21 protein-coding genes are annotated in these 25,672 nt (G+C 64.5%); 12 read left to right on the forward strand and 9 right to left on the reverse strand.

Features of this window, described 5'->3' with window-relative positions; genetic code table 11:
• Positions 1-9 precede the first annotated feature (9 nt).
• Positions 10-936 carry an ABC transporter ATP-binding protein gene (locus tag NKJ28_RS14915; RefSeq protein ID WP_352571566.1) on the reverse strand — a complete coding sequence of 309 codons (927 nt, stop codon included), beginning with the start codon at positions 934-936 and terminating at the stop codon, positions 10-12.
• A gap of 262 nt (positions 937-1,198) precedes the next feature.
• Here NKJ28_RS14915 and NKJ28_RS14920 point away from each other — a divergent pair, with 262 nt between their 5' ends.
• The 3 genes from NKJ28_RS14920 (at position 1,199) to NKJ28_RS14930 (ending at position 6,207) form a co-directional block, all read left to right on the forward strand.
• The gene (locus NKJ28_RS14920) at positions 1,199-2,572 is read left to right on the forward strand and encodes a cytochrome ubiquinol oxidase subunit I (RefSeq protein ID WP_352591691.1); all 1,374 of its coding nucleotides are present in this window, start codon (positions 1,199-1,201) and stop codon (positions 2,570-2,572) included.
• Complete coding sequence (locus tag NKJ28_RS14925) at positions 2,569-3,573, forward strand: cytochrome d ubiquinol oxidase subunit II (protein WP_352571564.1); 1,005 nt, start codon at positions 2,569-2,571, stop codon at positions 3,571-3,573. Before NKJ28_RS14920 ends, NKJ28_RS14925 begins: the two co-directional genes overlap by 4 nt.
• A gap of 99 nt (positions 3,574-3,672) precedes the next feature.
• Positions 3,673-6,207 carry a mechanosensitive ion channel family protein gene (locus NKJ28_RS14930; protein ID WP_352571563.1) on the forward strand — a complete coding sequence of 845 codons (2,535 nt, stop codon included), beginning with the start codon at positions 3,673-3,675 and terminating at the stop codon, positions 6,205-6,207.
• Between the two features lie 199 nt (positions 6,208-6,406).
• Here NKJ28_RS14930 and msrA read toward each other — a convergent pair whose 3' ends face one another.
• The 4 genes from msrA to NKJ28_RS14950 form a co-directional block, all read right to left on the reverse strand.
• A complete protein-coding gene (gene msrA / locus NKJ28_RS14935) occupies positions 6,407-7,135 on the reverse strand; it encodes a peptide-methionine (S)-S-oxide reductase MsrA (RefSeq protein ID WP_352571562.1) in 729 nt (242 codons plus the stop codon).
• Between the two features lie 77 nt (positions 7,136-7,212).
• On the reverse strand, positions 7,213-7,533 hold the full coding sequence (locus tag NKJ28_RS14940; RefSeq protein ID WP_352636245.1) for a hypothetical protein: 321 nt from the start codon (positions 7,531-7,533) through the stop codon (positions 7,213-7,215).
• A gap of 79 nt (positions 7,534-7,612) precedes the next feature.
• Positions 7,613-8,323: a DUF1223 domain-containing protein gene (locus tag NKJ28_RS14945; protein WP_352571560.1), complete on the reverse strand. Its 711-nt coding sequence runs from the start codon at positions 8,321-8,323 to the stop codon at positions 7,613-7,615.
• A 179-nt stretch (positions 8,324-8,502) separates the two neighbouring features.
• Positions 8,503-9,555: a TadE/TadG family type IV pilus assembly protein gene (locus tag NKJ28_RS14950; protein ID WP_352636303.1), complete on the reverse strand. Its 1,053-nt coding sequence runs from the start codon at positions 9,553-9,555 to the stop codon at positions 8,503-8,505.
• On the opposite strand from NKJ28_RS14950, the gene NKJ28_RS14955 reads away from it, so the two are divergent.
• The 8 genes from NKJ28_RS14955 to NKJ28_RS14990 all read left to right on the forward strand — a co-directional run bounded on the left by NKJ28_RS14955 (position 9,485) and on the right by NKJ28_RS14990 (position 19,237).
• The gene (locus NKJ28_RS14955) at positions 9,485-9,670 is read left to right on the forward strand and encodes a hypothetical protein (protein WP_352636306.1); all 186 of its coding nucleotides are present in this window, start codon (positions 9,485-9,487) and stop codon (positions 9,668-9,670) included. The genes NKJ28_RS14950 and NKJ28_RS14955 overlap by 71 nt on opposite strands.
• Before the next feature lie 75 nt (positions 9,671-9,745).
• Complete coding sequence (gene lepA, locus NKJ28_RS14960) at positions 9,746-11,551, forward strand: translation elongation factor 4 (RefSeq protein WP_352636247.1); 1,806 nt, start codon at positions 9,746-9,748, stop codon at positions 11,549-11,551.
• Between the two features lie 256 nt (positions 11,552-11,807).
• Positions 11,808-12,320, forward strand: a complete 513-nt coding sequence (locus tag NKJ28_RS14965) for a hypothetical protein (protein ID WP_352636249.1) — start codon at positions 11,808-11,810, stop codon at positions 12,318-12,320.
• Positions 12,321-12,597: 277 nt separating this feature from the next.
• Positions 12,598-12,972, forward strand: a complete 375-nt coding sequence (locus tag NKJ28_RS14970; protein WP_352571556.1) for a hypothetical protein — start codon at positions 12,598-12,600, stop codon at positions 12,970-12,972.
• A gap of 546 nt (positions 12,973-13,518) precedes the next feature.
• Positions 13,519-14,142, forward strand: coding sequence for a CDGSH iron-sulfur domain-containing protein (locus NKJ28_RS14975; protein WP_352636251.1), 624 nt, complete (start codon positions 13,519-13,521; stop codon positions 14,140-14,142).
• An 88-nt stretch (positions 14,143-14,230) separates the two neighbouring features.
• A complete protein-coding gene (locus NKJ28_RS14980; protein ID WP_352636253.1) occupies positions 14,231-14,602 on the forward strand; it encodes an endonuclease domain-containing protein in 372 nt (123 codons plus the stop codon).
• Positions 14,603-14,774: 172 nt separating this feature from the next.
• Positions 14,775-16,802, forward strand: coding sequence for a hydantoinase/oxoprolinase N-terminal domain-containing protein (locus NKJ28_RS14985; RefSeq protein WP_352636255.1), 2,028 nt, complete (start codon positions 14,775-14,777; stop codon positions 16,800-16,802).
• A 263-nt stretch (positions 16,803-17,065) separates the two neighbouring features.
• Positions 17,066-19,237, forward strand: a complete 2,172-nt coding sequence (locus NKJ28_RS14990) for a malate synthase G (protein ID WP_352636257.1) — start codon at positions 17,066-17,068, stop codon at positions 19,235-19,237.
• Positions 19,238-19,482: 245 nt separating this feature from the next.
• Here the strand turns inward: NKJ28_RS14990 and NKJ28_RS14995 are convergent, their stop codons facing one another.
• The 4 genes from NKJ28_RS14995 to NKJ28_RS15010 form a co-directional block, all read right to left on the reverse strand.
• Positions 19,483-21,012: a YifB family Mg chelatase-like AAA ATPase gene (locus NKJ28_RS14995; protein ID WP_352636259.1), complete on the reverse strand. Its 1,530-nt coding sequence runs from the start codon at positions 21,010-21,012 to the stop codon at positions 19,483-19,485.
• A 163-nt stretch (positions 21,013-21,175) separates the two neighbouring features.
• Positions 21,176-22,117 (reverse strand): glutathione synthase, encoded by a 942-nt coding sequence (gene gshB, locus NKJ28_RS15000; RefSeq protein ID WP_352636261.1) that lies wholly within the window; start codon positions 22,115-22,117, stop codon positions 21,176-21,178.
• A 218-nt stretch (positions 22,118-22,335) separates the two neighbouring features.
• Positions 22,336-22,710: a GtrA family protein gene (locus tag NKJ28_RS15005; RefSeq protein ID WP_352575274.1), complete on the reverse strand. Its 375-nt coding sequence runs from the start codon at positions 22,708-22,710 to the stop codon at positions 22,336-22,338.
• A gap of 7 nt (positions 22,711-22,717) precedes the next feature.
• Positions 22,718-23,725 carry a glycosyltransferase gene (locus NKJ28_RS15010; RefSeq protein ID WP_031212751.1) on the reverse strand — a complete coding sequence of 336 codons (1,008 nt, stop codon included), beginning with the start codon at positions 23,723-23,725 and terminating at the stop codon, positions 22,718-22,720.
• A 129-nt stretch (positions 23,726-23,854) separates the two neighbouring features.
• On the opposite strand from NKJ28_RS15010, the gene NKJ28_RS15015 reads away from it, so the two are divergent.
• Positions 23,855-25,657: a GtrA family protein gene (locus NKJ28_RS15015; protein ID WP_352636264.1), complete on the forward strand. Its 1,803-nt coding sequence runs from the start codon at positions 23,855-23,857 to the stop codon at positions 25,655-25,657.
• Positions 25,658-25,672: the final 15 nt, after the last annotated feature.

Below are 25,672 nucleotides of genomic sequence, written 5' to 3' on the forward strand. Positions count from 1 at the left end.
CGCGCGGGTTCATGCCGGTTTCCTCACCAGATTGACGAAGATCTCCTCGAGCGAGCTGTTTTCCGTATCGATGTCGCGGAACTGGATGCCGGCCGCCTCGAGCTCGCGGATCAGCGAGGCGACGCCCGGCCGTTCGCTCTGGTTGTCATAAGTATAGGTCAGCTGTCCGCCATCCGGCGAAAGCTCCAGCGCGTAGTGCGAAAAAGCATCGGGAACGGTGGCCAGGGGACTGCGCAGTTCCAGCACAAGCCGTTTGCGGCCAAGCTTGCGCATCAGCTCGGCCTTGTCCTCCACCAGCACGATCTCGCCGCGGTTGATGACGCCGACGCGGTCGGCCATCGCCTCGGCTTCTTCGATGTAATGCGTGGTCAGGATGATGGTGACGCCGTCTTCGCGCAGCCGGCGCACCATCGCCCACATGTCCTGGCGCAGCTCGACATCGACGCCTGCCGTCGGTTCGTCGAGGAACAGGATGCGCGGCTCGTGCGACAGCGCCTTGGCAATCATCAGCCGGCGCTTCATGCCGCCGGACAGCGTGATCGCCTTGGCGTCCTTCTTGTCCCAGAGCGACAGGTCGCGCAGCACCTTTTCGACGAACGCCCTGTCCGCCGGCTTGCCGAACAGGCCGCGGCTGTAGTTAACCGTCGCCCACACGCTCTCGAAGGCGTCGATGGTCAGTTCCTGCGGCACCAGCCCGATCAGACTGCGCGCGGCGCGGTAGTCGCGGTTGATGTCATGGCCGTCGACGGTGACGGAACCCGACGAGCGGTTGACGATGCCGCAGACGATCGAGATCAGCGTTGTCTTGCCGGCGCCATTCGGCCCGAGCAGCGCAAAGATCTCGCCGCGCACGATGTCGAGATTGATCTCCTTCAGCGCCTTGAAGCCGGTGGCGTAGGTCTTGGTGACCCCGGAAATCGAGATGATCGGCTGCATGGCTGAAAACGACTGCTTGAAACAGAGTTGTTGATTTAATCCGCTGAATGTCGGTTCGCAAATCCGGATGTCAATGGCGCTCCTGACAGTTCTGGACCATCGAGGTCGCCGGAATAGGCAACACCTGCCCGGTCGTCCAGCCAAATTCCACGTAAAAGCAGATTAACCGCACTGCGGCGTTCCGCCTCGCGGCGGGACGCCGCTTTGACCGTCCGGTGCATCAAGTCTATCCTTCAACAAACAAGCAGCAGCCAGAGCCGCCATGGACCCGCTCATTCTGTCGCGCATACAGTTCGGCGCGAACATCTCGTTCCACATCCTGTTCCCGGCGATCACCATCGCGCTCGGCTGGGTGCTGCTGTTCTTCAAGCTCCGCTACAACGCGACAAACGATTCCGCCTGGATGCGCGCTTATTTCACCTGGGTTAAGGTATTCGCGCTGTCCTTCGCCATGGGCGTGGTTTCCGGCGTCACCATGAGTTTTCAGTTCGGCACCAACTGGCCGGGCTATATGGAGACGGTCGGCAACATTGCCGGCCCGCTGCTGGCCTACGAAATCCTGACCGCCTTCTTCCTCGAGGCGGCGTTCCTCGGCATCATGCTGTTCGGCTTCCGCCGTGTCTCGAACCGCGTCCATACACTGGCGACGGTGCTGGTGGCCGGCGGCACCACCTTGTCCGCCTTCTGGATCATCGCGCTCAATTCGTGGATGCAGACGCCGGCCGGCTTCGAAATGCGCGATGGTGTTGCGCACGCCACCGACTGGTGGGCCGTTGTCTTCAATCCGTCCATGCCCTACCGGCTCGTCCATATGCTGCTTGCTTCGGGCCTGACCGTCTCGTTCCTGGTCGCCGGCCTGTCGGCGCTGCGCTATCTCTACGGCGATCGCTCGGAATCGATGTGGAAGGCGCTGCGCACCGGCGTCTTCACCGCCGCGATCCTGATCCCGATCCAGATCTTTGCCGGCGACCAGCACGGCCTCAACACGCTGGAACACCAGCCGCAGAAGATCGCCGCGATGGAGGCCAACTGGAACACCGGTCCCAACGTGCCGCTGGTGCTGTTTGCGCTTCCCGATGAAGCGGCCAAGGAGAACAGGTTCGAGCTCATCATTCCCGATGGCGCCAGCCTCATCCTCAGGCACAGCGCCGGCGGCATCGTACCGGGGCTGAACGATTATGCCGGCAACCATCCCCCGGTATTTCCGGTGTTCTGGGGCTTTCGCATCATGGTCGGCACCGGCCTCCTGATGCTCGCCGTCTCCTGGTCGGCGGCCTTCTTCCTCAAGCGCCGCCACGGCCTGCCCAAGCCGCTGGCGCTTGTCATGGTGCCGATGGCGCTGTCCGGCTGGCTGGCGACGCTGGCCGGCTGGTACACCACCGAGATCGGCCGCCAGCCCTGGCTGGTCACCGGCGTGCTGCGTACCGCCGATGCTGTCGGGCCGGTCGCCGGCAGCCATATCGCGCTGTCGCTCGCGGTCTATCTCATCCTCTATGTGCTGCTCTTGATCGCCTATCTCGGCGTGTTGGTGCATCTGGCATTGAAGGCGGCGAAGGATGGTGACACCTCGCCGCTACCGGGCGTCATGAACAGGCCGCTGTCGCAGCCGGTTGCGCAACCAGGAGAAACATCATGAGCTTCGACTGGCCGACCCTGCTGCCTCTGATCTTCGCCGGCCTGATGGGCCTCGCTATCCTGATCTACGTCATCCTCGACGGCTTCGATCTCGGCATCGGCATCCTGTTCGCCGCAGCCGAAGACACCGAACAGGATACGATGATCGCCGCCATCGGCCCGTTCTGGGACGCTAACGAGACCTGGCTGGTGCTGGCGGTGGGCTTGCTGCTGGTCGCCTTTCCATTGGCGCACGGCACCATTCTGACGGCGCTCTACATTCCGGTCTTCGTGCTGCTGGTCGGCTTGATCCTGCGCGGCGTCGCCTTCGATTTCCGCGCCAAGGTGCCGGCCGGCAGGAAGCACCGCTGGAACCGCATCTTCTTCCTCGGCTCGGTCATCGCTTCGCTGGCGCAAGGTTATATGCTCGGCGTCTATGTGCTCGGCCTCGACGTCGGCCCTGGCGGCATGGCGTTCGGCGCGCTGGTGGCGCTCTGCCTTGCCGCGGCCTACGCGGCGATGGGCGCGGCCTGGGTCATCTATAAGACCGAAGGCGATCTGCAGAAGAAGGCGGTGCTGTGGCTGCGCACGGCGTTGGTGCTGACCGCGCTCGGCATGGTCGCGGTATCGCTGGCCACGCCCTTTGCCAGCGCGCGCATCTTCGACAAATGGTTCGTCTGGCCGGCCATGCTCTATTTGTCGCCGCTGCCGATCCTGTCGGCAGTGCTGTTCCTGTGGCTGTGGCGCCAGACCTTCCATCTGCCGAAGCCCGACGACCGCCACGCGCTGCTCCCGTTCCTGACATTGGCCGCGATCTTCACGCTCGGCTTTGCCGGCCTCGCCTGGTCGTTCTACCCCTTCGTGGTGCCCGACCGGCTGACCATCTGGCAGGCTGCTTCGGCACCCGAAAGCCTGGCCGTCATCCTGGTCGGGACGGTCGTCGTGCTGCCGATCATCATCTTCTATTCGTTCTTTGCCTACCGGGTGTTCGCCGGCAAGGCGACGGATCTGACCTATGACTGACCGGTATCGCCGTCGCCTGAAACAGAATATTCATCTTCAAGCGGAATAACCTTCTCTGGCCGGCCCAGCAGAATCGCCGGCAAGAAGAAGGGCAACAGAATGAACCCCTTTTCTGCGGCAGGACAGGATCGGCTGCTGCTTTTGCTGATCCGGACGGTCGCGCTGATCGGCGCACTCGCGCTTGCCGGCCTGCTGCCGGCCATGCCGCAGGCGCATGCCCAGGACGCGGCCAACTGGACGGGCGTGTGGGACACGAAGTGGCGCGGCGGCGGCGCCCAGATCAAGTTCGAGCAGACGGGCACTGACGTAAAGGGCGTGTACCCGCTTTATAACGGCCGTATCGAGGCCAAGGCCGAAGGCGACAAGCTTGTCGGCCACTGGTTCGAAGGCGACCGCCAGGGCGCCTTCACCTTCGTCCAATCGCCTGACGGCGGCAGCTTCATGGGCCGCTTCGATGCCGCCACCGCCGAATGGTGGACAGGTGTGCGCGTCAGCGCCGTCGAGGACGTCCGTGTCGACCAGTCGAGCCCGATGAGCACCATGCGCTCGTTCCTGCAGACAATGAACGAGAGCGGCGCCGACAATGTGCCGCGCGCCACCGGTGGCGGCATGGGTCTTGCCGGTCTGGCAGCGGGTCTCGTCGACGTCACCGAGGCCGACCGCGGCGGCCTCAACATGCCCGATTACACCAAGCTTCTGTTCACCGTCATCGACAACGCGACGTTCCGTCTGTGGAGCATGCCGCATGATGCGATTTCCGGAGACGAGGTGACGGCGACGCTGCCGCAATACGGCACCAGGATCTCCTTCGACGTCACTTTTCGTCGCAAGAATGGCGACTGGTTCATCGTCGGGCCGCCACTTGCCCAGCTCCAGGCCAAGCTCGCCGAATTCCAGGAAGCGCGTGGCGAAGCCGTCGACATGGTCGACGATCCGAGCAGGCTCGCCTCGCCGCGCGACACGTTCAAGGTATTGTTGAGCGGCCTCACCGAAGCCGGCGACCCGGCGCAGGCGGCGCTCGACCTGCGCAACTACAGTCAGGCGGTGCGTGGCGACGAGGCGTTCCTGCTCGAGCGCTATCTCAAAAAGGTCATCGACCGCATCGGCTACGTCTATTGGCAGGAGATCCCCGACGATCCGAAGAGCAACACCCCCTTCGTCTATTTCGAGCATCCCGTCGGCAACATCGTCATCGGCCCGGTCGAGACTGAGAAGGGCAAGATCTGGCAGTTCACGCCCGAGACGCTCGCCCACATCCGCGCGCTCTACGCCGATGTCGAAGACGTGCCGGTGGCGCCGGAATTCGCCGCCTTCGCCAGCACCGACCCGTTCTTCATCGCCCGTGGCCTCGCCCGCGAGATCAGCCCCGGCCTGCTCACCCGCGCCGGCCCGATGGAGCGCTGGCAATGGTCGATGCTCGGCCTTGCCGCACTGGCCGGCATCGTCTTCGGCTTCATCGCCAATGCGCTGATTTCCTTGTTTGTGCGAAGGACGGACAGCCCGGCCTTCTTCCGCATTGTCGAATGGGCGGTGCGCTCGATCGTGCTTGGCTTCTTCCTGCTGTTGACGCTGCGCCCGCTCGGTCTGCCGCAAGTGGTCGCCGCCCCGGTCAAGGCAATCGCCTGGAGCCTGGTCGTGATCGGCGCCGTGCCGGTGGTCTGGCACCTGATCGGCAAGGTCGCCGACCATTACCGTGGACTGTGGCAGGTGCCCGGCTATCACGACACGCTGATTTCGCTGTCCACCGGCGTGGCGCGCGTCGCCGTGCTGGTCGTCGCCTTCCTGCTGCTGGCCGAAGTGCTCGCCATCCCCTACGAAGGCGTCATCGCCGGTCTCGGCATCGGCGGTCTGGCGGTGGCGCTGGCCGCGCAGCCGACGCTGCAGAACTTCCTCTCCGGCCTGACGCTCTATGCCGATCGGCCGGTCAGCGTCGGCGACTTCTGCAAGTTCGGCGACCAGTCCGGCACGATCGAGCATATCGGCATGCGCTCCACCCGCATCCGGTCGCTCGACCGCACGATCATCTCGGTGCCAAACTCGGATTTCGCCGGCATGCAGATCGAGAACTACGCGCATCGCGATCGCACCCGGTTCGCGACGACGCTGCAGCTGCGCTACGAAACGACGCCCGATCAGCTACGTTACGTCCTGGCCGAGCTGCGCAAGCTGCTGATTGCCCATCCGCGCGTCACCGATGAGCCCTGCCGCGTGCGCTTTGCCGGCTTCGGCGCCTATTCGCTCGATATCGACGTGTTCACTTATATCAAAACCGCCGACGTGGCCGATTTTCAAGCCATCCGCGAGGACATTCTGTTGTCCATGATCAACATCATGGATGATGCCGGCGCGCAGTTCGCCTTCCCTTCGTCACTGGAATACAGAGCCACCGACCTTCCGGTCGACGACGAAAAACGCATCGCCGCGGAGAAAAGGGTCAGCGATTGGCGCGAGGCGCAAAATCTGCCTTTCCCCGACTTCAGCCAGATCGACAAATCCGCCCTCAACAATACACTTGCCTACCCGCCTGAGGGCTCGGCGCATTATCGCGAGACAGAGCCCGACCCGGACTCGGCCGTGGCAAAGGCGACGCTGGAGAAGGTGCGCTGGAGCCTGCCCTGGAAAAAGGGGGAGTAGTGCGAAGCGCGGAAACTGCTGATCTCCCCCCTTGAGGGGGAGATGTCGCTGAAAGCGACAGAGGGGGTCGCCGCGCGTGGAGTGCCAACTTCGTCTTCCTCGATATGCTGGACCGCGTCGCGCCAACCGAACCGACCCCCTCTGGCCTGCCGGCCATCTCCCCCTCAAGGGGGGAGATCAGCAGGCCCCCCGCAAAAGCTCAGCTCTTGTTGGCGGCCAGCACCAGCACCGGCTTTTCGCGGTAGAGGTTGGGGAACAGCCGCTTCAGATTCTCGACCTTGGGCAAATCGTTGTAGACGATATAGGGATAGGTCGGGTTGAGCGTCAGAAAGTCCTGGTGATAGTCCTCGGCCGGATAGAAGGTCTTGCCGGTCTCCAGCGTCGTCACGATCGGCTTGGGAAACACCTTGGCCTTGTCGAGCTGGGCGATGTAGCTTTCGGCGATCTTTTTCTGTGCGTCGTTTTCGGCAAAGATCGTCGAACGGTACTGGGTGCCGCTGTCCGGGCCCTGGTAGTTCAGTTGCGTCGGGTTGTGCGCCACCGAGAAATACACCTGCAGCAGCTGGCCGTAGGTCACCTCGGACGGCTCGTAGGTGATCTCGACGGATTCGGCATGGCCCGTCCGGCTGGTGCCGACCATTTCATAGACGGCCGTGTCCTTGTCGCCGCCGGTATAGCCGGAAACGGCGCTGGTGACGCCCTTGACGTGCTGGAACACGCCTTGCACACCCCAGAAGCAGCCGCCGGCGAAGACCGCCTTTTCGGTGCCGGCGGTGGCCTTCTCGTCCATTGCCGGCGGCGGGATCACCACCGCGTCTTCGGCCGAAACTGCCGGCGTCTGCCAGAACACGGCCGCGGCGGCCGTGAGGATGAGCGCGGCAAGTGCTGCTTTTGCGAAAATCGACGATCGTTTCACGGCTCCGGTCATGTCTGATCTCCCATGATGCTGGTGTGGATTATACGACGGATAGGTCCGCCGGGCTCTCACATTGCTGTGCGCATCGCCTATTTGGCCAGAGCCATGGCATCGCAGGCCTTGGTCGCTTCGGCTTTCTTCATGGCGTCCGTCTCGGCGGCGGCCTTGGCCATGCAGTCCGCCTTCATCGGATCTGTCGCCTTCATCGCGGTCGTGGCCATCGCGTCAGCCGCCATGGCGCCGGCCGGCTTCATTGCGTCCGTTGCCGGTTTCATGGCGTTTGTTGCCATGGCGTTCGCCGGCTTCATCGCATCTTCGGCCCGCGCCGCGCCTCCTGCGAACAGCGCCGTCGAGCAAAGTGCGAAGGCGAGTGCCGCCAGGGTCGGGCGATTGGTCAAAGGATTGGTCATGATGATCTCCTAGGGTTTGGCAGGGGTTGACGGCATGCAGCGGCGCCGCTGCGGCGTTGCGCAAATTTCGGAACGGGTTCTAATTCGCTGCGGCAGCGAGGATCGGCCCGCCGCCCGGCACCTGCACCAGCACCGCTGTGCTGAGGCCGCCCGTCGCCGCCGGCAGCGGCAGTGCGGTGGCGTCGCCGGTCCAACTGCCCAGCCTGGTCAGCGAATGCACGACATTGGCGTGCGGCAGCGTGCGGCCGGTGTTTTCTCCGCGCGCCACCGGCACCTCGACGACGCCCTTGCCGTAACGCACCAGCCAGACATCGGCCCTGCCGCCGGGCACCGGACCGGCGCCGATGCTGACCTTTCCGCCGGCGAGCGACAACGAAGGTCCGTCAGCGTGGCCGCCACTCGAAATCAGCTGCTCGATCTCGCCCGGCCTGGCGCCGACGGCATCGGCCCTGCCGTTGACCACCACTTGCGGCGTGAACGGGCCGGAACGGCCGAGCGACGGTTCATAGCGGACCTGGCGCTGCGTGAATTCTTCTTTGCCGAATGTGTCCTTCCAGCCGAGATAGTCCCAGTAGGTGACGTTGAAGGACAGCGCCAGCACGCCGGGCCGGTCCTTGACCTTGATCAGATTGGCGTTGGCCGGCGGACAGGACGAGCAACCTTGGCTGGTGAACAGCTCTACGACGGTCAGCGTCTGGCCGGCGGCCGCGCTGGTTGCCGACAGCACAGTCGCGGAAAACAGTGCCGCGGCGAGCCCCATCAGGGCTGTGCTGCGTTTCGATCCGGTCATCGCTGTTCTCCTGTGCGGTTCCATGTCCACACTTCGCCGCCGACACACGGTTCGTTACAGCATCACCGCTTCGTGATTGAGGAGAAGTCCGAGTTCCTAGAGCATTAGCGAGAGCCGAGGGGATGTCCGATCTCCCCCCTTGAGGACCCACAAGGGGGAGATCGGCACTCAAGTCGCCCCTATTGTGTGAGCACGGTTTCCGAAGGCCGCTTGTTGAACGCGCACTTGCCGGTCACAAAATAGGAAAAATCGGCATCGTCTATGGTGTTGTTGGTAAGTGATCCGCCATCTTCCCACGCTTGACTGCTGGTGATGCCGCACGGCACGGCCTCAAAGATGTCGACAGTCTTATTGGCCAGCGTCTTGACCTTGTCGATAAACAATCGGTCGGACGTGGCCGGATCGTCCGATCGCAGGGTTTCTTTCGTGCCCGAGGCCAGATAGCCGCCGCCAAGACCAGGATTGGGATTCGGAATCTTCATCTCCAGAGACAGGTTATCCATGTCCTTCACGTCGATCACCGCACCGGCGCCGGTCGCGGGATACATCGTGTTGACGCAGGTGGTTGCGTATTTCCTGGTACCGCTGATCTGAGTGATTGTGCCGGTGGGCAAGCCATAGAAGCTGGTCACCGTGACGGTCGTGCATACTTGTTTCTGGACCAGCGTCTCCGTCGTTCCGTTGATCGTGTAAACAGAGGACGTCCCGTAGCCTTTGGGATCGCCAAACCTGTTGTACGCGTAGGAGATCCTCATCAGCTTGTTGGCCGCCGCGTCACCGGGTTTGGTGCCGTAGAGCGTCACCGTCTTGTCCCACCAGCCAGAGATCTTGTCGACCTTGAACGTGGCTTGCACCAATGCCGGCCGCTTTGTCACTGCCGACGCAACGCCGACCTGCACCGTGTTGATCCTGGCGATCTGCATGAAATTCGTCGGCATGGCAAAGCCGGCCGAAGCCTTGATGCTGGCGGCGCCGTCGGTGGCGACGACGAAGCTGTCGAGCTTGGCCGTGCCTTGCCCGCCATTGGCCAGGTATGCCTCCTGCAGTTTTACCTGGCGGTCCGCCAGTGAGGTGTCCGTCGCAAGCGTCGTGATCGACAGCGACGCTGCATCGAGGGCGTTCTGCATCGATGCCCTGGTTGAAACCGCAGAGGTATAGTCGATGGAAAAACCCAATGCGGCAACCATCGGGATAAGCAAGATGGCGAGCAATGGCGCGAACGAGCCGCTCACCGATTTGAGAAATTTGCGTGCTGACAACGGCATTCCGATCCCCCCGAAACGGCGATGGCCAGTGGCTATCACGCCGGGCGCGAACTATGCTCTAATCTCATGGATCAAAGTTTAACGACTTTGCCGCCCCGCCGCCGCACCCGCGCCCCGCCGCTTGCCGATGTAGCGTGCCCCTGCTAAAGCGCGCCGCATGACCACGCCGATCAAAAACATCCGCAACTTCTCCATCGTTGCCCATATCGACCATGGCAAATCCACGCTTGCCGACCGGCTGATCCAGTCGACCGGCGGGCTGGAGCTGCGCGACATGAAGGAGCAGGTGCTGGACTCGATGGACATCGAGCGCGAGCGCGGCATCACCATCAAGGCGCAGACGGTGCGGCTGAAATACCGCGCCAACAATGGCGAGGACTATATCCTCAACCTGATCGACACGCCCGGCCATGTCGACTTCGCCTATGAAGTGTCGCGCTCGCTCGCCGCCTGCGAAGGTTCGCTGCTGGTCGTCGACGCCTCGCAAGGCGTCGAGGCGCAGACGCTGGCCAATGTCTACCAGGCGATCGACAACAACCACGAGATCGTCGTGGTGCTGAACAAGGTCGACCTGCCCGCCGCCGAGCCCGAGCGCATCCGCGAACAGGTCGAGGAGGTGATCGGCATCGACGCCTCCAACGCCGTGCTGATTTCGGCCAAGACCGGCCTCGGCATTCCCGACGTGCTGGAAGCCATCGTCAACGATCTGCCGCCGCCGCGCGAGGGCGACATCACGGCCCCGCTGAAGGCGATGCTGGTCGACAGCTGGTACGACGCCTATCTCGGCGTCATCGTGCTGGTCCGCATCATCGACGGCGTGCTGAAGAAGGGCCAGACCATCCGCATGATGGGCACCGGCGCCAGGTACCTGGTCGAGCGCACCGGCGTCTTTACGCCAGCCCGCATCAATGTCGACGAGCTCGGCCCCGGCGAGTTCGGTTTCTTCACCGGCTCGATCAAGGAGGTTGCCGACACCCGCGTCGGCGACACCATCACCGAGGACAAGCGGCCGACGGCGCAAGCCCTGCCGGGCTTTAAGCCGGCACAGCCGGTGGTGTTCTGCGGCCTGTTCCCGGTCGACGCCGCCGATTTCGAGGATCTGCGCGCCGCCGTCGGCAAGCTGCGCCTCAACGACGCCTCCTTCTCCTTTGAAATGGAAACCAGTGCCGCACTTGGCTTCGGCTATCGCTGCGGCTTCCTCGGCCTGCTGCATCTCGAAATCATCCAGGAGCGGCTGGAGCGCGAGTTCAATCTCGATCTCATCGCCACCGCACCGAGCGTCGTCTACCGCCTGCTGTTGAACGACGGCACGGTAAAGGAACTGCACAACCCGGCCGACATGCCCGACGTGGTCAAGATCGCGGCCATCGAGGAGCCGTGGATCCGCGCCACCATCCTCACCCCCGACGACTATCTCGGCGGCATCCTGAAACTCTGCCAGGACCGGCGCGGCATCCAGGCCGACCTGTCCTATGTCGGCAAGCGCGCCATGCTGATCTACGATTTGCCGCTCAACGAGGTGGTCTTCGACTTCTACGACCGGCTGAAGTCGATCTCCAAGGGCTACGCCTCGTTCGACTATCACCTCACCGACTATCGCGAGGGCGACCTGGTCAAGATGTCGATCCTGGTCAACGAAGAGCCGGTCGATGCGCTGTCGATGCTGGTCCACCGTACGGCGGCGGAAAAGCGCGGCCGCCAGATGTGCGAGAAGCTGAAGGAGCTGATCCCGCACCATCTGTTCAAGATCCCGATCCAGGCGGCGATCGGCGGCAAGGTCATCGCGCGCGAGACCATCTCGGCGCTGCGCAAGGACGTCACCGCCAAATGCTACGGCGGCGACGTCTCGCGCAAACGCAAGCTGCTCGACAAGCAGAAAGAGGGCAAGAAGCGGATGCGGCAGTTCGGCAAGGTGGATATACCGCAGGAGGCGTTTATCCAGGCGCTGAAGATGGGGGATTGAGAAGCCGGTTGGCGCGCACAGCGCGCCAAGCCATCGATCCAGTGAATCGATGGCAGGCTTCGAAAGCGGGGGAGCTGCCGGAGGCAGCGGGCCCCCCGCCAGCGCGGCGCTGAAGCTGCATGGTGGGATTGGGCAGAAGCGTGCGACAGGTCAGCAAGCTGGATACGCGCCGGCCATTGCGACCCTTCAGGACAGCGGACCATCATTGGAGAATGTCCCGCCTTGAAGTATCCTTGCGGCTTCGGGGAGACATCACATGCGCTCCACTCTGGACATCGTCGCCGCGATCGGCCTCGCCATGGGCGGCGCCTTCGGGCTCGCCGGCACCTTCGTCGAGAGCGCGTCCCTCCGCGAAACACTCTGGACGATCGACGGCACAGCGCTCGTGGTGGCGACCGCGCTGCTGACGATGAAATATCAGCGGCAGGGCAATGACTGGGTGGCGGCCGGATTTCTGACCTTTCTCGCCGGCGAGAGCCTGCTGCTCTCCGGCAATGCGGCGGGGCTTGAGGCCAGCGTGCCCTCCTATGTCGGCGGTATCTCGCTTTGGGCGGCGGCGCTGGTCATGGTCAGCGCGCCGAAAACCTTCGCGCTGTGGATGCGGCTTACCGCTGTCGTGGCCGCCTTGCTGTTTGTTGCGTCGGCGGGCCTGATCCTCTGGGGGGCGCCGTTGCTGCCGACCTCAGAGCCGCTGCCCGCTGCCGGATATCCCTTCCTGGTGCTTACATTCATCGGCTGGATCTGGACACTGCTGAAGCCTGGCCGTTGAGCCCGGTCGGACCGCCCCCGCTCCGGCCGCTTCGCGGCCACCTCTCCCCCACTTTGTGGGGGCGAGGAACCCAGGTCTTGTGAGGCTTCGGTGATTGGCATTCCTCGCCCCACGAAGTGGGAGAGGTGGTTTGCGAAGCAAACCGGAGAGGGGTCTTCCTTGGCAACGCTGCGCTTTCGCGATGTGCAAATGGCGCACCCCCTTCCACCCATCCCGCCGCCATGCCATGTTCTCGCTCGCGGCCGGGCAGGCCGCTTCATTCCGGGGGGAAATCATCATGTCGTCCTACGCTTTCGCGCGCCGCGTCGCCGCGTCGCTGTTCATTGTCACGCTGTTTGCGCCCGTCGCGCATGCCGGCGATGTCACCTTCGAGATCAAGAACAGCCATCCGAACGCCATGCGCGTCGAGCTCTACAGCCAGGACCGCGATCATGTCTGGCCGGGCAACAATCAGGATTACTATCTCAACGACGGCGAGACCAAGGCGATCCCGCTGTCCTGCAGTGACGGCGAATCGATCTGCTACGGCGCCTGGGTCGATGGCGACGAGAATACCTATTGGGGCGTCGGCCCCGGCAATACGGAAAAGTGCGACGATTGCTGCTACACCTGCAGTGGCGGCGAGACCGAGGAAATCGATCTGGTTCCGTGAGTTGCCCGTCTCTTGTTGGGGGGCAATCGCGTATGGGCAAGTGCCCCCTCACCCGGATTGCCAACCGAATTGTGAAGGGCAATTCGGGGCAATCCGACCTCTCCCCGAGGGGAGAGGAGGTCGCCTGCGCTGCGCCAGGCTCTTCTCCCCGGCGGGAAGAAGGTGGCCGCCCACGAGTCTTGCCTCCGCAGCCCGAGGGCAGGCTCCGCGGCCGGGGGACTTCATAGGCGATTGCTCCACCCTTATGGGGGAGAAGCCAGCGCAAAGCGGGCAGGGGCGTCCCGCCAACGTCAGGCCGGAAACGCCGGAATTTCAAAGCTGAAACAAAAAACCCGCCTCGGCAGGCGGGTCGTTGGAGCCAATTAGCACCATACGCAAATTAGTAGCATAGCTGCCGGCACAAAGCAAGAACAAAATGTGGTGCTGCGCGCAAAAAATGCGAATTCCCTTACCGCCGCGCCCGAGGTCGGCCCTCACGAGGGGGAGAATGCTGCCTTGACGTCGTCCTGACTGTCGCCATAGCGTAGTCCGACAGGAGACCCACCCATGGCAGTGGTCGAAGGCGAGAAGATCGACATCGGCTTTTCGGGAAAACGCTGCATCCATTCGCGCAACTGCGTGCTTGGCGATCCGCATGTTTTCGTGCCCAACGCGCCCGGCCAGTGGATCCATCCGGATGCGGCCAGCGTCGAGAAGATCGTGGCGCTCGCCGAAGCCTGCCCGTCCGGCGCCATCACCTATGTCCGCAAGGATGGCGGGCCGCAGGAACAGCCGCCGGTGGTCAACACCGTGCGCATCAGGGAAAACGGCCCGCTGGCCGTCCATGCCGAGATCGTGCTGGGCGGCGAAACGTCTTACCGCGCGACGCTCTGCCGCTGCGGCGCTTCGGAAAACAAGCCGTTCTGCGACGGCAGCCACGCCAAGGCCGGCTTCACCGCCACCGGCGAGCCGGCGCTGAAAGACGCGCCGGCGCTGGAAGTGCGGAATGGCCCGCTGACCGTGACGCCGACGACCAACGGCCCGCTCAAGCTCGAAGGCAATGTCGAAATCGTCACCGGCACCGGCCACACGGTCGACCGTACGCAACGCACCTTCCTCTGCCGCTGCGGCCACTCCGCCAACAAGCCGTTCTGCGATGGCTCGCACAAGCGCGTGGGGTTTGTGGGGTAGGCGGCACAGCTGCCAATCTCCCCCCTCGTGGGGGAGATGTCCGGCAGGACAGAGGGGGGCGCCGTAGAGCGCCAATGTCAGCAGTACAATGCCTCATACGCCATTGCCTTCAAAACACCGCGCAAATGCGCGATCGATGCGTAAGGTCATGACACCAGCTGAATTGAAGCTCTGGAACGAGCTTCGTGCGCACCGGCTGGTGGGACTCGGCTTCCGGCGTCAATTCCCAATCGCAGGTTACATCGTCGACTTCGCTTGCCCGGACAAGAAACTGATCGTCGAGATCGACGGCTCCCAGCATACCGAAGCCGATGCTGTTGTCAGAGACGAAGCAAGGACAGTGCGCCTGGAACAGGATGGCTGGACCGTTCTGCGCTTCTGGAACGACGACATCATCCGCGACATCGACAATGTCTGCCAGCATATTGTGATTGCGGCTGGGCTCGCCGAGGTGCCTTAGATCGCGGCAAGGCCGGCGATCCTTCGCGCCCCCCTCTGTCCTGCCGGACATCTCCCCCACGAGGGGGGAGATTGGCCGTCACCACGATCATCGCCTGGTGGCCCAGCGCTCGTGCCTTTATCGGCCCGTTCATATCCGCTAAGGGGCGGAGACGAATTCTCCGGACCCAAATATGACCGCCAAGCCCAAACCCTCACCCCTGTTCCTCGGCATCGACACCGGCGGCACCTATACCGACGCGGTGCTGTGGTCGGAAGCCGGCGGCCCCGGCGGAAAAGTGCTGGCCAAGGCCAAGGCGCTGACCACGCGCCATGATCTGGCGGTCGGCATCTCCGGCGCGGTCGATGCGGTGCTCGAAATGGCCGGCACCGACCCGGCAGCGATCAAACTGGTGTCTATGTCGACGACGCTAGCCACCAATGCGCTGGTCGAGGGCCAGGGCGGCCGCGTGGCGCTGGTGATGATCGGCTTTGCCGAGGGCGACCTTGCCCGCGACGGGCTGAAGGCGGCGCTCGGCACCGACCCGGTGGTGTTCTGCCCCGGCGGCCACGATGTCCATGGCAATGCGGCAAAGCTCGATCTTTCCGGGCTGGAGGCAGCTTTGCCGGAACTGGAAAAGTCGGTGTCCGGCTTTGCCGTCTGCGCCTATTTCGCCACCCGCAACCCGGCGCATGAGCTTACCGCTCGCGACCTGATCCGCGACAGGACCGGCCTGCCGGTCACCGCCAGCCACGAACTGTCGGCCAAGCTCGGCGGCCCGCGCCGGGCGCTGACGACATTGCTCAACGCCAGGCTGATCTCGATGATCGACCGGCTGGTCGCGGCAACCGAAGGCTTTTTGGCGGCGCGCAACATCGCCGCCCCGCTGATGGTGGTGCGCGGCGACGGCGCTTTGGTCTCGGCCGCCTTTGCCCGCCAGCGGCCGATCGAGACCATCCTGTCCGGCCCGGCCGCCAGCCTCGTCGGTGCCCGCCACATGACCGGCCTCGACGATGCCGTGGTCTCCGATATCGGCGGCACCACCACCGACGTCGCCGTGCTCGACAAGGGCCGGCCGCGACTTGATCCGGAAGGCGCCACCGTCGGCGGGTTCCGCACCATGGTCGAGGCCGTCGCCATGCGCACCTTTGGCCTCGGCGGCGATTCCGAAGTGGCGCTGGAGGACGGCGCGCTCAGCCCGAAGATCCTGCTCGGCCCGCGCCGCTTGGTGCCGCTGGCGCTGGCCGGCTTGATGCATGGCGAGGCCGTCACGGCGGAGCTCGAACGCCAACTGCGCGCGCCCAACCCCGGCCGCATGGATGGCCGGCTGGCGGTGCGCACCGGCGTGCCGGAGCGGCTGGCGGCCGGACTGACCGGTGCCGAAGCCAAGCTTTACGAGCTGATTGGTGCCGTGCCGCAGGCTCTCGACAGATTGCTGTCCTCGAACGCCCAGAACGCCACCTTGAACCGGCTGGTGTCGCGCGGGCTGGTGCATGTCGCCGGCTTCACGCCGTCGGACGCCGCGCATGTGCTGGGCAGGCAGGCCAATTGGGATGCGGCCGCGGCGCGTCTGGGTGCCGAGCTGTTCGCGCGCAGGCGCGACGGCCGCGGCCAGTTCATCGCCGCCTCGCCGGAGGCGATCTCGGAACGGGTGCTGACCGCGCTGACCCGCCTGTCGGCCGAAGTCATCCTCGAAACCGCCTTCGCCGAGGACGGGCTGGATGGCGCGGCGACCGTCGCCCATGCCCTGGTCCAGCGCGCCGTCGACGCGCATCCCGGCATCGCCCGCTTGAGCGTCGCCCTCGACCGTCCGGTCATCGGCCTCGGCGCCTCGGCGCCGCTGCATTATGCCGGCCTGGCCGAGCTGGTCGGCAATGAATGCGTGGTGCCGCAGGATACCGACGTCGCCAACGCGCTTGGCGCCGTCGTCGGCCAGGTGCGGGTATCGGCCGAGGCGCGGGTCAGCCAGCCCAAGGAAGGGCTGTTCCGCGTTGCCTCCGGTGAAAGCGTGCGCGATTTCAACGACGAAGCAGCGGCGATCGCCGCAGCGGAGAAAGATGTGCGGGCGATTGCCGCCGGGCGGGCGAAGGACGCCGGCACCGACAGCGCCGAGATCGAAATCGCCAGCGAGTTCCGCGTCTCCACCGTAGAGGGCCAGCGCATGTTCATCGAGGCGCACGTCGTGGCGGTGGCGTCGGGACGGCCAAGGATTGCGGTGTGAGCGCGTAATCTCCCCCCGAGGGGGAGATGTCGCCGAAGGCGACAGAGGGGGTCGCCTCGCATGAAGCGCGACGCGATTTGGTGCAAAGAAGAGGTTGCACTCCACGCGAGGCGACCCCCTCTGGCCTGCCGGCCATCTCCCCCTCAAGGGGGGAGATCGGCAGCGAAAACGCCCTACCTTCACCTTAGGCCGAGTTGACCCTACAACCTTGCCATGTCAAAGGCCCGAGGCCGGCAAGCCGGCCAAGCCCTGGAGAAGCCCTGATGACTGATCGCGCCGAGATCGCCGGATTGCGGATTGCCCGCGAGCTTCATGATTTTGTCGTGAACGAGGCGCTGCCGGGCACCGGCATTGAAGCGGAGGCATTCTGGAACGGTTTTTCGGCCATCGTCCATGATCTCTCGCCAAAAAACCGGGCACTGCTCGAAAAGCGCGATGCCATGCAGGACAAGCTCGACCGCTGGTATCGCGACCATGGCGCGCCCGTCGACATGGAGGCCTACACGAGCTTCCTCCGCGAGATCGGCTATCTGCTGCCCGAGGGGCCGGCCTTCAGCGTGACGACCGAAAATGTCGACCCGGAAATCGCTTCGGTCGCCGGGCCGCAGCTGGTGGTGCCGGTGATGAACGCGCGTTATGCGCTGAATGCCGCCAATGCGCGCTGGGGCTCGCTGTACGATGCGCTCTACGGAACCGACGCCATCCCGGAGACGGACGGCGCCGAGCGAGGCAACAAATTCAATCCGGCGCGCGGCGCCAAGGTCGTCGCCTGGGTGAAAAGCTTCTTCGACGAGGCGGTGCCGCTCACGACAGGCAAATGGGCCGGCGTCAACGGGCTTTCGGTCGCCAATGGCATGTTGCGGCTGGGCGAGGGTGCCGGCGCCACCACGCTTGCCGACCTCAGACAGTTTGCCGGCTATCGCGGCGATGCCGCCGACCCCGAAGCCGTCCTGCTGGTCAAGAACGGCCTGCACATTGAAATCGTCATCGACCGCAACAACCAGATCGGCCGCACCGATCCGGCCGGCATTGCCGACGTCGTGCTGGAATCGGCGCTGACCACCATCCAGGACTGCGAGGATTCGGTGGCGGCCGTCGATGCCGAGGATAAGGTGCTGGTCTACCGCAACTGGCTCGGCCTGATGAAGGGCGACTTGGCGGAAGAGATCACCAAGGCCGGCAAGAGCTTTGTCCGGAGGCTCAACCCCGACCGCACCTATACCGCGCCCGATGGCGGCACGCTGACCTTGCCCGGCCGCTCGCTGATGCTGGTCAGGAATGTCGGCCACCTCATGACCAATCCGGCGATATCAGACCGCGACGGCAACGAGGTGCCGGAAGGCATCATGGATGCGGCGCTGACGGCGCTGATCGCGCTGCATGACATCGGCGTGAACGGGCGCCGCGCCAATTCTCGCGCCGGCTCGATGTACATCGTAAAACCCAAGATGCACGGGCCCGACGAAGTTGCCTTCGCCGTCGAGATTTTCGACCGCGTCGAAGCGCTGCTCGGTATGGCCAAAAACACCATCAAGATGGGCATCATGGACGAGGAGCGGCGCACCACCGTCAACCTCAAGGAGGCGATCCGCGCCGCGAAAGAACGCGTCGTCTTCATCAACACCGGCTTCCTCGATCGCACCGGCGACGAGATCCACACCTCGATGGAGGCCGGCCCGATGATCCGCAAGGGCGACATGAAGCAGGCCGCCTGGATTGCCGCCTACGAAGCCTGGAACGTCGACATCGGGCTGGAATGTGGGTTGGCCGGCCACGCCCAGATAGGCAAGGGCATGTGGGCGATGCCCGACCTGATGGCGGCGATGCTGGCCGAGAAAATCGTGCATCCCAAGGCCGGCGCCAATACCGCCTGGGTGCCGTCGCCGACGGCGGCGACACTGCACGCCACGCACTACCACAAGGTCGATGTCCATGCCGTCCAGGCGGCGCTGAAGAACCGGCCGAAGGCGAAGCTCGACGACATCCTGTCGGTGCCGGTAGCAAGGCGGCCGAACTGGTCGCCTGAAGACATCCAGAAGGAACTCGACAACAATGCGCAAGGCATTCTGGGCTATGTCGTGCGCTGGATCGACCAGGGCGTCGGCTGTTCGAAAGTGCCGGACATAAACGACGTCGGCCTGATGGAGGACCGCGCCACGCTGCGCATCTCCTCGCAGCACATCGCCAACTGGCTGCATCACGGCGTCTGCACGCCCGAGCAGGTCATGGAGACGATGAAACGCATGGCGGCGATCGTCGACCGCCAGAACGAAGGCGATCCGCTCTACCGGCCGATGGCGCCGGATTTCGACAAGTCCATCGCCTTCCTCGCCGCGTGTGATCTGGTCTTCAAGGGCCGCGTCCAGGCCAACGGCTATACCGAGCCGGTGCTGCACGCACGGAGGCTGGAGCTGAAGGCGAAGCAGGGCACCTGAAGCGAAGGCATGGGAGTCGGTGTCCCCCTCCCCCTTGAGGGGAGGGTGGCCCGAAGGGCCGGGAGGGGTCCTGCAAGAATTGCGCCGACTCCCATTCCAGCGACAAGAACGGGATTGTCTTGGCGACCAATACTCGGTGCCATCTTGATCTGCGCATATCGTGCAGACGTTAAAGGCAGAGCACGTCGCCGGCAACCCCACCCGGCCGCTTCGCGGCCACCCTCCCCCCAAGGGGGAGGGGAACGTCACGCCGCCTGCGCCATCCGCTCCGAGCTCATGCGGTAGGAAATCGCCTCGGCCAGATGGATGCGGCCGACTGTTTCGCTTGCCTCGAGGTCGGCCAGCGTCCGCGCCACCTTCAAGACGCGGTGATAGGCTCGTGCGGAAAAGCCGAGCTTTTCGCTGGCATCCCTGAGCAGCGACAGGCCGGCGGCATCGGGCATGGCGATCTCCTCGATGACTGACGGCGAGCAATGGGCGTTGGTGGTGGCGGTCGCGCCGAGCCGCTCGAAGCGCTCGCGCTGGATCGTACGGGCGCGGGCAACACGTAGTGCGACGGCGGCACTTTTCTCCGCCCGGTCCGGCCGGATCAGATCGCTGGCCGAGACCGCCGGCACCTCGATCCTGAGATCGATACGGTCGAGCAGCGGGCCGGAAATGCGCGCCTGGTAGTCGGTGCGGCAGCGGTCGCCGCGCAGGCAGCGATAGCCGGGCTCGCCGGCCATGCCGCAGCGGCACGGGTTCATCGCCGCGACCAGCTGGATACGTGCCGGATAAGTAACGCGGTGGTTGGCGCGCGCGATCATGCAGTCGCCGGTCTCGAGCGGCTGGCGCAGTGCATCGAGCGCCTGCGGCGAGAATTCGGGAAACTCGTCGAGGAACAGCACGCCGTGATGGGCAAGCGAGGCCTCGCCCGGCCGCACGCGCAGACCGCCGCCGACCATCGCCGCCATCGAGGCCGAATGGTGTGGTGCACGGAACGGCCGCCGGTCGGTCAGCTTGCCTTCGCCGAGTTCGCCGGCCACCGAGGCGATCATCGAGACTTCGAGCAATTCCCTGGGCGCCAGCGGCGGCAGGATCGACGGCAGCCGCTGCGCCAGCATCGACTTTCCCGATCCCGGCGGCCCGACCATCAGAAGATTGTGGCCGCCGGCTGCCGCCACCTCCAGCGCCCGCTTGGCGGTCTCCTGGCCCTTGATGTCGGCAAGGTCGGGCAGGTCGCGCGCCGAGGCATGGATGCCGGCTTCCGGCCGCGACAGAACCTGCGTGCCGCGAAAATGATTGGCGATGGCGATCAGGCTGCGCGGCGCCAATATGTCGAAATCCTTGCCGGCCCAGGCCGCTTCCGGCCCGCAGGCGAACGGGCAGATCAGGCCCTTGCCTTCGGCATTGGCGCCGATCGCCGCCGGCAGCGCGCCGGCCACCGCGGCGATGGTGCCGTCGAGCGACAATTCGCCAAGCACGACATAGCCGGCCAGCATGTCGCCCGGAATGGCGCCGAGCGCTGCCATCAGCCCGAGCGCGATCGGCAAATCGTAGTGGCTGCCTTCCTTGGGCAGGTCGGCGGGTGCCAGATTGACGGTGACCTTCTTCGACGGCATCGACAGGCCGGATGCATGAAGTGCAGCCTGCACCCGCTCGCGGCTTTCGGCTACAGCCTTGTCGGCCAGCCCGACGATGTGCATGTTGACCTTGCCCGGCGCGATCATCACCTGCACGTCGACCGGCACGGCCTCGATGCCCTGGAAAGCAACCGTGCGAACCCGCGCCACCATGTCTTCACCCCGGATGCAGGCTTTTGCCCCAAGCCTTTGCGATCATGCCGCGAACGGCGTCACCCGAGACAACCACAGATTTCCGGCGAAGGCAAGAACATTTGGGGAACAGCTGAGCGCCACGGCTGCAATGGTTTGCAACGCGGCCGCTCGCGAAGCGAGGCTAGTTGCGCTTCTCCTCCACGGCATCCCAGAACAGGCTGGCGATGTCGGCGCCGCCGAAGCGCTGCACTTCGCGTATGCCGGTCGGTGAGGTCACGTTGATCTCGGTCATGTAGTCGCCGATGACGTCGATGCCGACAAGGATGAAGCCGCGCTGCTTCAGCGCGGGGCCGATGCGGGCGCAGATCTCGCGTTCGCGCGCCGTCAGCTCGGTTTTTTCGGCGCGGCCGCCGACATGCATGTTGGAGCGCGAATCGTGCTCGGCCGGCACGCGGTTGATGGCGCCGACAGGCTCGCCGTCAATCAGGATGATGCGCTTGTCGCCGGCCCGCACCTCCTTGAGGTAGCGCTGCACGATGTAGGGTTCGCGGAACAACTGGCCGAACATTTCGAGCAGCGAGGCGAGGTTGCGGTCGGCCTCGTGCAGGTGGAAGATGCCTGCGCCGCCATTGCCGTAGAGCGGTTTGACGATGATATCGCCGAACTCCTTGCGGAAGGCTGCGACCTCGAGCGGGTCCTTGGTGATCAGCGTGTCCGGCATCAGGTCGGGAAATTCAGTGACGAAGATCTTTTCCGGGCTGTTGCGCACCCAGGCAGGGTCGTTGACCACCAGCGTCTTCGGATGGATGCGCTCGAGGATATGCGTGGTGGTGATGTAGTTCATGTCGAAGGGCGGATCCTGCCGCAAAAGGATGACGTCCATCTCCGAAAGATCGGTGCGGACTTCTTCGCCCAGCGAATAATGATTGCCCTTCTCGTCGCGAACCTGCATCGCCTCGATACGGGCAAACACCTTGCCGTCGCGCAGCGACAGCCGGTCGGGCGTGTAGTGGAACAGCCGGTGGCCGCGCCGCTGCGCTTCCAGCGACAGCGCAAACGACGTGTCGCCGGCTACCGACACGCTGGAGATGTGGTCCATCTGGACGGCGACTTTCAGGGGCATGGCAGCTCTCCGGCGCACTTGGAGCGATCCACTTGGACGCACAAAGTACGCTCCAACATTTTTTGAATCCATGCATCGTGCTTTCCGAAAATCGATTCCGATTTTTCGGGCCGATGCATCGACGACAGCGATATAAGGAAATCGGCGGCCTCTGCCAATCGGCCAAGGTCATGATGAGGCTGCGCTTCGCTTGGCGCAGATCCCAACGCGATGTGCCTTCAGCGGTCGAAGACCAGCTTGGAATAGCCGAGGAAGGACAGCGCCATGGCGACCAGCGAGGCGACCGCAAGGGCTATGAGCGGCGACACCATCGGCAGCGCGAACAGCATGGCGCAATAGACGAGATAATTGACGAGGCTGGTGGCAATGCCGACGCCGCCATAGCGTGCGCCCTCTTGCGCGACGCCGCGGCTGGAAGGCGAGAAGGTCAGATGGCGGTTGATCAGCCAGGTGACGGACAGGGCAAAACCGATCGAGATGATGCGGGCCGCCAAGGGCCCAAGCGGCGTTGTCGCCAGCACCAGCCAAAGCGCACCCGCGTCGGCGACGAAGCCGATGCCGCCGGCGACAATGAAGCGGGCGAGGCGTCCCATTTAGGCTCTAGGCCGCCCGCGGCGTCTTGCGCGGTCCGGCCTTCAAAGTCGCGAGCGCGCTTGCACGTTCGCGCTCGACGCGACCGGAAGGCATCGACAGATAGAAGATGCGCTTCTGCTCGGCGCGGCCGCGCGACACCGAATCGAGGATCACCCCGGTCACCGCCGCCAGCATCGACAGCAGCAGCAGCCCGACCGACAGAACCCAGGTCGGCATGCGCGGCACAAGCCCGGTTTCGGCGAACTCGATCAGCACCGGCGCCATCAGAAACAGGCTTGATGCCAGGAAGAACACCGAAAAAGCGCCGAAGAAACGCAGCGGCTGCGTCTCCTTCATCAGCATGGCGAACATCCACAGGATCTTCGCGCCGTCGCGAAAGGTCGATAGCTTCGACGAGGAGCCTTCCGGCCGGCGGCCATAGTCGAGTCCGATCTCGCTGACCGGCAATTTGAGCTGCGAGGCGTGCACCGACATTTCGGTCTCGATCTCGAAACCGCCGGAAACGGCGGGAAAACTCTTGACGAAGCGCCTGGTGAAGGCGCGGTAACCCGAGAAGATATCGGTAAAGTCCGAGCCGAACAAACGTTTGTAGAGGCTGTTGAAGATGCGGTTGCCGAAGGCGTGGCCTGTCCTGCCGGCGTCGTTGGCGACGCCGCGCCTGGTGCCCACCACCATGTCGGAGCGCTCGGTCAGCAGCGTGTTGATCAGTTGCGGCGCGTCCTCCGGCGCATAGGTGCCGTCGCCGTCGGCCATCAGGTAGATGTCAGCCTCGATGTCGGCGAACATGCGGCGTACGACATTGCCTTTGCCCTGGCGCGGCTCGCGCACCACGATGGCGCCGGCGGCGCGGGCTCGGAGCGCCGTCAGATCGCGCGAATTGTTGTCGTAGACATAGATCGCGGCGGCAGGCAGCGTTTCGCGAAAGCGCCGCACCACTTCGCCGATCGTCAGCTCCTCATTGTAGCAAGGCAGGAGCACGGCGATGCTCGGCTCATGGCGCACTTCTTGTGGCATTTTCGTCTCCAGATGCCCTGTGAGGCCCCTGACCGCTCAAGCGCCGGCCTCGCTCGGGCGGCTTTACTATTTATTGAAGCTGTTAAGGCTAGGTTTAAACCGCACCCTATTCCTTCCAAAGGTCCTGATATGAGCACAGCCGACGATGGCGCCTCCATTTGGAGGTCCGATATCGCGCTGGCGCTGCTTGCCACGTTGCTGGCACTTGCCGTCAATGCCCTTGCCGGCTTCCCGGAATTGACCAATGCCGGCGGCGACAACGACAATCTGCTGCGCCTTGTCGAAGTTCGCGACATGCTGGCCAGCCAGGGCTGGTTCGATCTGCACCAGTACAGGATGGGCCTGGAAGGCGGTTTCGTCATGCATTGGTCGCGGCTGGTCGATGCGCCGATCGCCGCCATCATCATCGCCGTATCGGCCCTGACGGGCAGCGCGGCCTTTGCCGAGAATGTTGCGCAAGTGCTGTGGCCGGCGCTGCTCTTCTGCCTGACCGCATTTTTCACGGCTCGCGCCGCGCGCAGCTTTGCCGGTGACGGCGCCGTGCTGCCGGCTGTCATCGTCGGCGCCGCCGCACTGCATTTCCTCGGCATTTTTTCGCCTGGCGCGCTCGATCACCACAATGTCCAGCTGATGCTGAGCATGGCCAGCCTGAGCCTGTTGCTTGAAGCGCCAATGCGCAGGCCGGCGGCATTGCTCTCCGGCCTGTGCGCCGGATTGATGCTGGCCGTCGGCATGGAGACCGCGCCTTATCTTGCCACCATCGGCGCCTCTGTTGCCATGCTGTTCGCCGTCGGCGCCAATGGCGAGAGGTCGATTGCCAGGGATTTCGGCCTCGGCTTTGCCGGCGTGTCCGCTCTCGTCTTTGTCGCCACCATTGCGCCGTCCGCCTGGGGTCAGGCGCAATGCGACGCCTTCTCGACCGTGCAGTTCGTCGTCGCGGCGATCGCCGGAACCGGCCTTGCGGCGATAGCGTCGGTCGAGCCCGCCGGCCGCACGCGCCAATGGCGTATCGCCTCGCTTGGCCTGCTTGCCCTTCTATTGGCCGCTGCAATCGTCTTTTTGTTCCCACAATGCCTGGCAGCGCCCTATGCCAACCTCGATCCGCGCCTCAAGGAGCTATGGCTTGATCACATCGACGAGGCGCAATCGCTGTTCAAGCTGCTCGCTGAAGATCCGGCCGGGGTGGTGGCGCGCTATGCCACGCCGCTCATCGCGCTCGTGCTGATGGCGCTTCGCCTTGGCCGTGGCGGCTGGCGGCGGCAGGACAGCCTTGTCGGCGCGCTGCTTGCCGTGGCCTTCATCGTCAGCGCTTGGCAGGTGCGCGGTTCGACATTCTCGATCGCCTTCGCTGTCATCCCGCTTGCCGCCTGGATTGCCAAATGGCGTCAACGGGCCGAGGCCAGCGCGTCGCGCGGTGTGGCGCTGCGCATGGCTGCCGTCTGGCTGGTTTCGGTGAATGCGGTCTGGACTGGGGCTGCCGCGGCAACCTCGGTCGCCTTCGAGGACAGCAACACCACGGCGGATAATGGCGACGGCACCGATGTCGCTTGCCAGCGCATGGCCTCCTTTGCGGCACTCGGCCGCCTGCCCGGCACCACCGTGCTGGCAATTTCCAATCTCGGATCGCCTATCCTGGCCTATTCCGGACATCACGTCTTCGCCGGGCCCTACCATCGCAACGTCGCCGGCAACCTGCTGGCGCTCGATGCCTTCCTTGGGTCCAATGCCGATGCCAGGACGGTCGTGGCGGATCATCACGTCGGCCTCGTCGCGCTGTGCCCCGGCAGCGCCGAAAGCAAGCTCCTCGCCGCCAAGGCGCCGGCAGGTTTTCTTGCCGGGTTGATGCGCGGCAGCGTGCCGGAATGGCTTGAGCCGGTTGCCGGGACCAGTGGAGCCGCCGTTGAATTGTACCGCGTCCGGCTGGGCAGCTGATCGATCGGCGGCCCG

Source organism: Mesorhizobium sp. M0145 (assembly GCF_040322355.1).
Lineage (GTDB): Bacteria > Pseudomonadota > Alphaproteobacteria > Rhizobiales > Rhizobiaceae > Mesorhizobium.